This window comes from Paenibacillus alginolyticus DSM 5050 = NBRC 15375 (genome assembly GCF_000422905.1).
Classification (GTDB): Bacteria; Bacillota; Bacilli; order Paenibacillales; family NBRC-103111; genus Paenibacillus_E; species Paenibacillus_E alginolyticus.
This window is the reverse complement of the sequence record NZ_AUGY01000012.1, coordinates 149,621-157,101: the sequence shown is the minus strand read 5'-3', so window position 1 is coordinate 157,101 and position 7,481 is coordinate 149,621. Positions and strand designations below refer to the sequence as shown.

Genomic DNA, 7,481 nt, shown 5'->3' with positions numbered 1-7,481 from the left:
AGGGATTGCTGCGAATCGATCCATGTGGGATATACCATTAACAGGTTCCGACGGGAATTCGTAGCCTGTGTGGGTGTCATCGTGCAACATAGCCGCCAGACGATCTTAAAGCTTGCACAGGAGTTTCATGGGAAACGACCACTGGAGCGTATGTTACGAAAAGTAGCCACGCTGGAATGACAATTACCAAAAATTGAAATGGAACCTGCTCTTAGCCCGTTACTTGGGGAGGGGGAAAGTATGCCCACAATAGCCTTCATGAAGACAACTTCGCCTGACTCAAACCCATAATTACCACATTGTTCCAGTCGACTTTGTTCACAAGGCTTTATATGCCGGACTTTCGCAATTCAGGATTATATTCATTCCGGCGAATTTCCTCACGGCTGACTTTTCTTGCGAATTTATCAAGATCGGCTCTAGTCGTTACGGTGTCAACGATCTTCTTAATATCAGAAGCTCTGAGTTTATTGTTCTTGCCAGCTTTCATAAAGCCTTTGGATGCATCAACAAACAGAACATCGGTATTCTCACGCTTTTGCTTCAGCACCATAATGATAGTCTGAATACCCGTACCAAAGAAAATATTGGCGGGGAGTCCGATGATAGCATCAATATGATTGCCTTCAATCAGATTTCTGCGAATCCCGCCCTCTTCACCGCCGCGGAATAGAACACCAAGCGGGAGAATGATAGTCATGATGCCATCCGGCTTAAGATGGAACAAGTCGTGGAGCAGGAAAGCATAATCGGCTTTTGATTTCGGAGCGAGGCCAAAACGTGCGTAGCGAGGGTCTGTTTCCTTATTGCTCGGGTCCCAATGCTGAGAGTATGGAGGATTGGAAACAACCACATCCACATAAAGTGGATTGTACGTTTCAATCGGGTTGGCTTCATCAAAGTATGGCCAATCATCTTCCAAAGTGTCACCATTGCGGGTTACGATATTATCCGGAAGGATGCCGCGCATAACTAAATTCATACGAGTCAGGTTATATGTATTCTGCTTTAGTTCCTGTGCAAAGTATTTGATGTTGTCTTCATCATCAATGTACTTTGCAACAGAACGACCGATGTTGATCAAAAGAGAGCCCGAACCGCTCGTCGGGTCGTAAATGTTGATTTCAGTCCTGTCCTTCAAATGACCTGCAACAATTTCGGACATAAGAAGGGATACTTCATGCGGCGTGTAAAACTCGCCTGCCTTTTTTCCAGCATTGGCTGCAAACATGCTAATCAGATATTCATAGATGAAGCCAAGGACATCATAGTCCTGCTTGCCATTCATTGGAATATCTTTAATCATATGAATTAGATCGCTGATCGCTTTGGTTCGAGAAGCGGAGCTGTCACCAAGTTTGCTCAATCCAACCTGCAAGGTATTGAATATACCCTCGAAAACCATCTTATAAGAGGGATTAATTAGACGGTTAAATGCTGACAAGGCATCCGTGACATTAGACACATCGAAATCTTTGCCCATTTTGAGCCAGGTTGAGAACAAGTCCTTGTAGGCAATAAAATATCCGACACGTTCACGAACATACCTTACGGTTTCGGCATCGTCTTCAACAAGCGTCTCGATGTCTTCCTGGGGAAAGCCTTCTTCTTTCAGAAACTTTAACTCCCTGTCCGAAAGATACTTATAAAATATGAAGCCTAGAATGTAATCTTTATATTCGTTGGCCTCGATTTTTGAGCGCATTTTATTAGCGGATTCCCATATTTTCGTGGCGAGTTGTTGCTTATTCATAAGTTCTGTGTATCCTCTCTGAATAATTTCAAGTATATATTTAAAGTCAAAATGTTGATTTCTGTTATTCCTCAAGTTTTCTGACAGATGTGCTTGCCGCTGATTCCTATACACGAAGAGCATTTACGAGGTACGTTAGACACTTGACGGTGAGGTCTGAATGGCTCCAAGACCAAACATAGCCACAAAAAACTAATGAGCTTCCCTTGCGTGCAGCAGCAGACACAAAAAAACGGGGTCTGCGCATCGACGCAAACCGGTCAGCGATCGTCCGGGGAGAACCACTGTGACTCCGTACAAACTCAAGCGTACCACAACGAAGAGCACTTTCCTAGAAGCCTCTAATTGACAATTCACAAGAGTTCTCGGCATTTCTAGAGGATCAAAACTTGGTTCGAATGCTACTGTGTAATACGAAAGCACACCTCCGTTTTGCTTAAGAAGATTTATCTTTCATCCCGGTTTGCTACGGATTCTCATGTTTTTAAGTCAGTTCATCTCTCTAAAACCAGAACACCCGAAAAGGGTGCTCTTGTTGTTGCTAAATAGCTTAAAATTCGCTTGTCATATCTACCCACATCAAACATATCTCGCAATCTTGTTCTTTTTGTCGCTCTCATCCTGCGCAAAAGAGTAATACTTTGCCTAATACGGATAACAATAAAATTCTAGGTTCCGGCTCGACATATCCCCACCACGCACACCCCATGGTTGAGTAGCAGAGTCAACACATACAAACAATAACAATTAACGAGGATGCCTAAACATGTCTAATACCAAAAAGCAAGAAGCCTTTACTTGGATATAGCAACCAGTAAAAAATCAATATACATCATAAACCTCTGAGGGTTTTTAGACCTCAGAGGTTTATGCTTCTTTCTCATTGTTAACAATTAGTCTAAGCGTAGGCTCGATCTCCTTAAGTTTAAGTGAACCTTTATCCATGGTACAAAGCATTTCAATAAACTCTCGCGGCACGCCACTCTCATTGATTATTTGCAATTCATTTTTAAAATTATCCTGGAGTAACATCTTTATGCCTTTATTCAATAGAATAGGCTTAGGAACCGGAATTACATCATCTAAGGGTTCTTTTGATCGCATTTTGTGAATGGACATTTGCTTCATTAATGAAGTATACCTGCTCTGATCAATTATCCCTAATTCTTGAGCTCGATATAACATAGCCGCGATTGATACTTTCCAATATTTTTTCAACTCTATAAAATGAATCAACTTAGTAGAAGTAACTGTCTTTGCAAATGCCTCTGCAGGTAATAGAAAAGCTGATGCAAAGCGATTCGCCTGATGCTCGATAATCTTGAATTCCTCTCTTGAAAGTATATCCTGGTTGTGAATATGGTTGTGCATCAAGCGATGACCAATTTCATGAGCCGCATCAAATTGCCTTCTTGCAGCGGATTCCTTATCATTCCCTAAAAAAATATAAGGACGTCCCTTTCTGGATTGACAGAACGCATCTACCTTCAAGCTCTCCATATCAATTGAAAAAACAACAATACCGTTTCGTTCCATAAGATTAACTATATTATTGATAGGATTTTCTCCAAGTCCCCAAAACTGTCTGACATTCTCCGCAAGTAACTCTATTGAATCGTCATCCCAGTCAGTTTGATCAAATGAGGATAAATCAGGTAAGCTTAGTTCAGGAAATTCAATGTACTTTTGCAGATAATCATATATATATCCAGCAAGCCTTGATTTATTGTATTGAATCTCCTTGTTTTTTTTCGTTGCTGCTGCAGATGCTCTAAAAAAAGTATTACCTATGATATGTTCTTCATAGGTTTTATAGAAAAAACTCTTGGGGAAATCCAACTCCCGAATAATCCCCATCAAAGTACTGGATTTAGGCTCATTTTCTCCCAACTCATACTGAGAAATAGCTTGTTTAGAAAGGCCTACTCTACTCGCGAGTTCACCAATACTTAGTCCTCTTACTAAACGTGCCTCTTTGAGTCTAGCTGGAATAATTTTCTGATCTTCATTAATCATATTACTTTCCTACTTTCATACTGACGGATCAAATTTCAACTTTAGAGGAATATCCTCATCAGTTTGACGCGCTGTCTCTTTGAACGGTATCTTGATATCGTCACTGTCCTTATACACATTAATCGGCTTAACATTGTCTAAACTATTGCTAAGTACCATACTCGTAGTATCCTCCAAAAATATCCAGTCCGTATGATCAGGCAGTAAAGCGCCCTCTCTGATTGAACCATCATGAGGGTCATATACAACAATTAGACCAAATGGATAATTCTCCGCACCTAATGGGTGCATTGCCCTCTGGTATTGAATATCAATATCCGAAGAGTCCTCAGGTAATCCTTCCTCAATTAATCTGGGGATATTTGAAACAGAAAAATTCATTCTGTATGTACTGGCACTGTCAAACATGTCTTTCTTAGTGGCTAATGGTAAGACAAGAACAGATATATTTCTCAGCTTTTCTCTTAATACTATATAGGGATGGAATCCCGATTTCTTCTTCTCAATCTCAATTTGTAGGTGTGGATACTTCTTAATCGAATTAATTACTTCTGTGTTAACAAGGTCATAACGATTTTTGGGATTCGATGTATCTGTTTCTATATCCGAAAATAGCTCTAGGTATAGCTGATGTCTCTTAAATCCCGATCTAATTCCTTCACATATAACTGTTCTCTGCTCCAAAAGAAGCATACATTTTTGATATATATCTATACTCATAAATTGCCTCCCCTCGTTAATGTCCTCACTACTAAGATATACCAAAACAATATTTTTGTCTAGTTACGGTTATATTTAATCTAAAATCGTAAAGTTCAAAATCATATCTAAGTTGATCGTCAACTAAAACTTATTACTACATTACCCGCACTCACTTAATCGGAGCGCGAGAAATCGAGGGGCTTAATCAATAGCCTCTATCCATTTTTAGTTGGTCGGACGGCTACTACCACGAACGCGGCGTACCGCAGCGACAAGAACGCGCTAAGGTTCGTGGATCCGGACGCGCTCGCCACGGCGTTCCTGCACTGTGAATCGCGCAAGGTGGACAAGTCGGGCTGCATCAGCTTCCAGGATCGTAAGTACGAAGTCGGCCTTCCATTCATCGTACAAACGGTCGACGTCGTCTTCGATCCGGCGGACATCGCGGAGCTCACGATCGAGTACGAGGGCCAAGTGCCGTGGCGTGTTCGCGAACTGGTCATCGGGGAACGTGCCGGCAAGCGGCCACCCCTACCTGAGCATCTGGTCGAAGTGCCTGCTGATGCTTCCCGGCTGCTCGCCGCCGCGGAAGACCGCAATGTCGCCCGCAAGGAACAGCATGCACCGGCCGTTGCCTACCGCCAGGTGAGCATGGAGGCCGGTCATGTTTGAAACATTCTACAGCCTCAGCCGTGCGCCGTTCTCCCGGGACATGCCGACTGGCGGACTCTACGAATCGGTCATCCTGGAGAAGACGCTCGACGGATTGGCCCAGTCCCGTTTTCCAACTATTTGCTGCTAATGAAGAAAGCCGGGCTGCTCGAATCCCGGCGTTACAGACAATGGAAGTATTGTCAACAGCAATTGAATTTTCCTCATTATCAGCACTTGAATTTTCCTCACTTCAGGGTTGAGAGGCTTCCCCCGAGGGGGAAAAAATTATCCAGGAACTTCCTTTTCTTCAGCTGGTTCGGGTTTGAAAAACCCAGCTTTCTTCTTCTCCTTGATCCGGTAACTCTCACCCTTGATGTTAACGGTGCTTGAGTGATGCAACAAGCGATCCAGGATCGCTGTTGCCAGTACCGAATCCCCGAATATTTCACCCCAGCTCCCGAACGACTTGTTGCTTGTTAAGATAATGGACCCTCTCTCGTAACGCTCGGAGACAATCTGGAAGAAGAAATGCGCTGCCGTATCATCCATTTTGCGGTAGCCGATTTCATCAATGATGAGTAAATCCGGTTTGGTGTACGTCCGCATGCGCTGTTTGATGGTATGGTTCTGGTGAGCGAGTTGCAGGCTTTGGACTAAATCATGAGCTGTTACAAAGTACACGGTGTATCGCTTACGCAAAGCTTCATACGCAAGCGCCACTGCTAGATGCGATTTCCCTACACCAGGAGGACCTAGAAAAATTAAGTTCTCCTGGTGCTCGACGAACCGTAACGTCGCGAGGTCCTTGATTCTTTTTTCATCGATGGATGGCTGGAAACTAAAATCGAAGGTGTCCAGCGATTTTTGGAAGGGCAGATGCGCCATTCTCGTCCGCATCTGCACAAATCGATTCCGTTTTTCACTCATTTCTTCCTGCAACAACTTGTCTAAGAAGACGGTATACGCTATATTTTCTTGAGCGGCTTCTTCTGCGTGCTGATGCAGGATGTCGGGAATGCGAACCCAACCGAAATACTGGAAGGCTTCGTCCAATCGCTCTTGCACCATCATGACAACACCGCCTCTTCCGAGAAGGCGTCATACACAGACAAGTCGCGAGCAACCACTTCGGGGATCGTCTGGGGAACCATAAGTGGCATTGGCGTAGCGGCCTTGGAGGCGCCTGTGGCCCGAATCCCTTCGAAGTGTTTCTTGTTCGTGACGACCTGATGGCGGCCGACTGCTTTTACATGCTCCGCGATGAGCTGCTCGCCTACATAGATCCCGATGAGGCCGTTATTCGAATCCTGAATATTCACGGTGGACCCCACGTAGCGATGGGGAACCGAGTAGCGGTGCGCATCATAGGAGACGAGGCAGTCCGAAGACACCTTGCGTTCATGGCGGTAGATGGCTTCAAAACGCACGGGGTTAAAGGGCTGGAGTGCTTCGTGCTGCCAGCGTTCTTGCGGCACTTCGTGCGTCGTTCCGTGTACCCTTACATTAGCGGTTTGATCTAGCCACGCCCTCGCCTGATTGTTTAAGTCATTCAGATCGGTGAACGTTTGGACGCGTGGCCAGAAGTTTTTTCGTACATACTTCACACCGCTCTCCACTTTGCCTTTGGTCCGCGCCCGGTAAGGGCGGCAACGCCGTAAGATAAAGCCATGATGATTGGCAAATTGGGTGAATCGCTCGTTCCACACCACATCTCCCTGCGCATCTTGACCGCTGACAACGGTTTTCATATTGTCGTAAAGAATCGTTGCCGTCCGTCCCCCGAAGTACGCCATCGCGCGAAGATGGCAGCCCATTAACGTTTCCAACTGCTCGTTCTCGGTGAACTCCACGTACATCATGCGCGAATAGCCCAGCACCTTCACGAACGCGTAGATCCGCTTGTATGTGCCGTTCCATTTGATTTTGAACAATCCCCAGTCGACTTGAGCTTGTTGTCCCGGCGGCGTCTCATAACGCTCCGTTGCTTGCGAGATCACAACCGGCCGAAGCGGATTCATGAAGTACCGCAGCATCGTCTTTTTCCCGCCATATCCCTGTGCTTTGATTTCATCGAAGAGAACGACAGCGTTGAGGCAGCCTTCTTCCATTCTCCGCTTCACATAATCTTTGAATGGCTCTAGTAAACAAGGCTTGAGGGTCAGTTGAAATTGGTACGCTTTTGTTTCTGTTTCGTTCAGCCAACTGCGGATCGTCTTCCGATCCCGTCTGAGTTCACTCGCTATTTGGCTGATATTCATTCCTTTTTGTTGCATCTCTTTGATCATGTGATGCTCCCCATTCTTGATCATAGTTACTCTCCCCACGGGAGAGTATGTCGGGTCCAAGTGGGGAATTT

Annotated in this window: 6 protein-coding genes and 2 pseudogenes; 3 read left to right on the top strand and 5 right to left on the bottom strand. The window is 44.8% G+C overall.

Translation table 11 applies throughout. The features are described 5' to 3' along the window. A pseudogene (locus G519_RS51580) lies at window positions 1-180 on the top strand (IS1380 family transposase); the annotation flags it as partial. Window positions 181-328: 148 nt separating this feature from the next. On the opposite strand, the gene G519_RS42090 reads toward G519_RS51580, so the two are convergent. From G519_RS42090 to G519_RS0106830, 3 genes are all read right to left on the bottom strand, one after another. Further along, window positions 329-1,753, bottom strand: coding sequence for a type I restriction-modification system subunit M (locus tag G519_RS42090; protein ID WP_244280043.1), 1,425 nt, complete (start codon window positions 1,751-1,753; stop codon window positions 329-331). An 867-nt stretch (window positions 1,754-2,620) separates the two neighbouring features. Next, window positions 2,621-3,769 carry a helix-turn-helix domain-containing protein gene (locus G519_RS0106835; protein ID WP_029194036.1) on the bottom strand — a complete coding sequence of 383 codons (1,149 nt, stop codon included), beginning with the start codon at window positions 3,767-3,769 and terminating at the stop codon, window positions 2,621-2,623. 15 nt (window positions 3,770-3,784) lie between these two features. Then, on the bottom strand, window positions 3,785-4,489 hold the full coding sequence (locus G519_RS0106830) for a hypothetical protein (protein ID WP_051253179.1): 705 nt from the start codon (window positions 4,487-4,489) through the stop codon (window positions 3,785-3,787). A 240-nt stretch (window positions 4,490-4,729) separates the two neighbouring features. Here G519_RS0106830 and G519_RS0106825 point away from each other — a divergent pair. Together G519_RS0106825 and G519_RS49995 are read left to right on the top strand one after the other, a co-directional pair. Then, window positions 4,730-5,143 (top strand): annotated as a pseudogene (locus G519_RS0106825) (Mu transposase C-terminal domain-containing protein); the annotation flags it as partial. Continuing rightward, window positions 5,136-5,273 carry a hypothetical protein gene (locus G519_RS49995; protein WP_244280042.1) on the top strand — a complete coding sequence of 46 codons (138 nt, stop codon included), beginning with the start codon at window positions 5,136-5,138 and terminating at the stop codon, window positions 5,271-5,273. The pseudogene G519_RS0106825 and the gene G519_RS49995, both read left to right, overlap by 8 nt. Before the next feature lie 137 nt (window positions 5,274-5,410). On the opposite strand, the gene istB is transcribed toward G519_RS49995, so the two are convergent. Together istB and istA are read right to left on the bottom strand one after the other, a co-directional pair. Beyond that, a complete protein-coding gene (istB, locus tag G519_RS0106815) occupies window positions 5,411-6,196 on the bottom strand; it encodes an IS21-like element helper ATPase IstB (protein ID WP_029194033.1) in 786 nt (261 codons plus the stop codon). Beyond that, window positions 6,193-7,449, bottom strand: a complete 1,257-nt coding sequence (gene istA / locus G519_RS0106810) for an IS21 family transposase (protein ID WP_244280041.1) — start codon at window positions 7,447-7,449, stop codon at window positions 6,193-6,195. Before istA ends, istB begins: the two co-directional genes overlap by 4 nt. Window positions 7,450-7,481 lie beyond the last annotated feature (32 nt).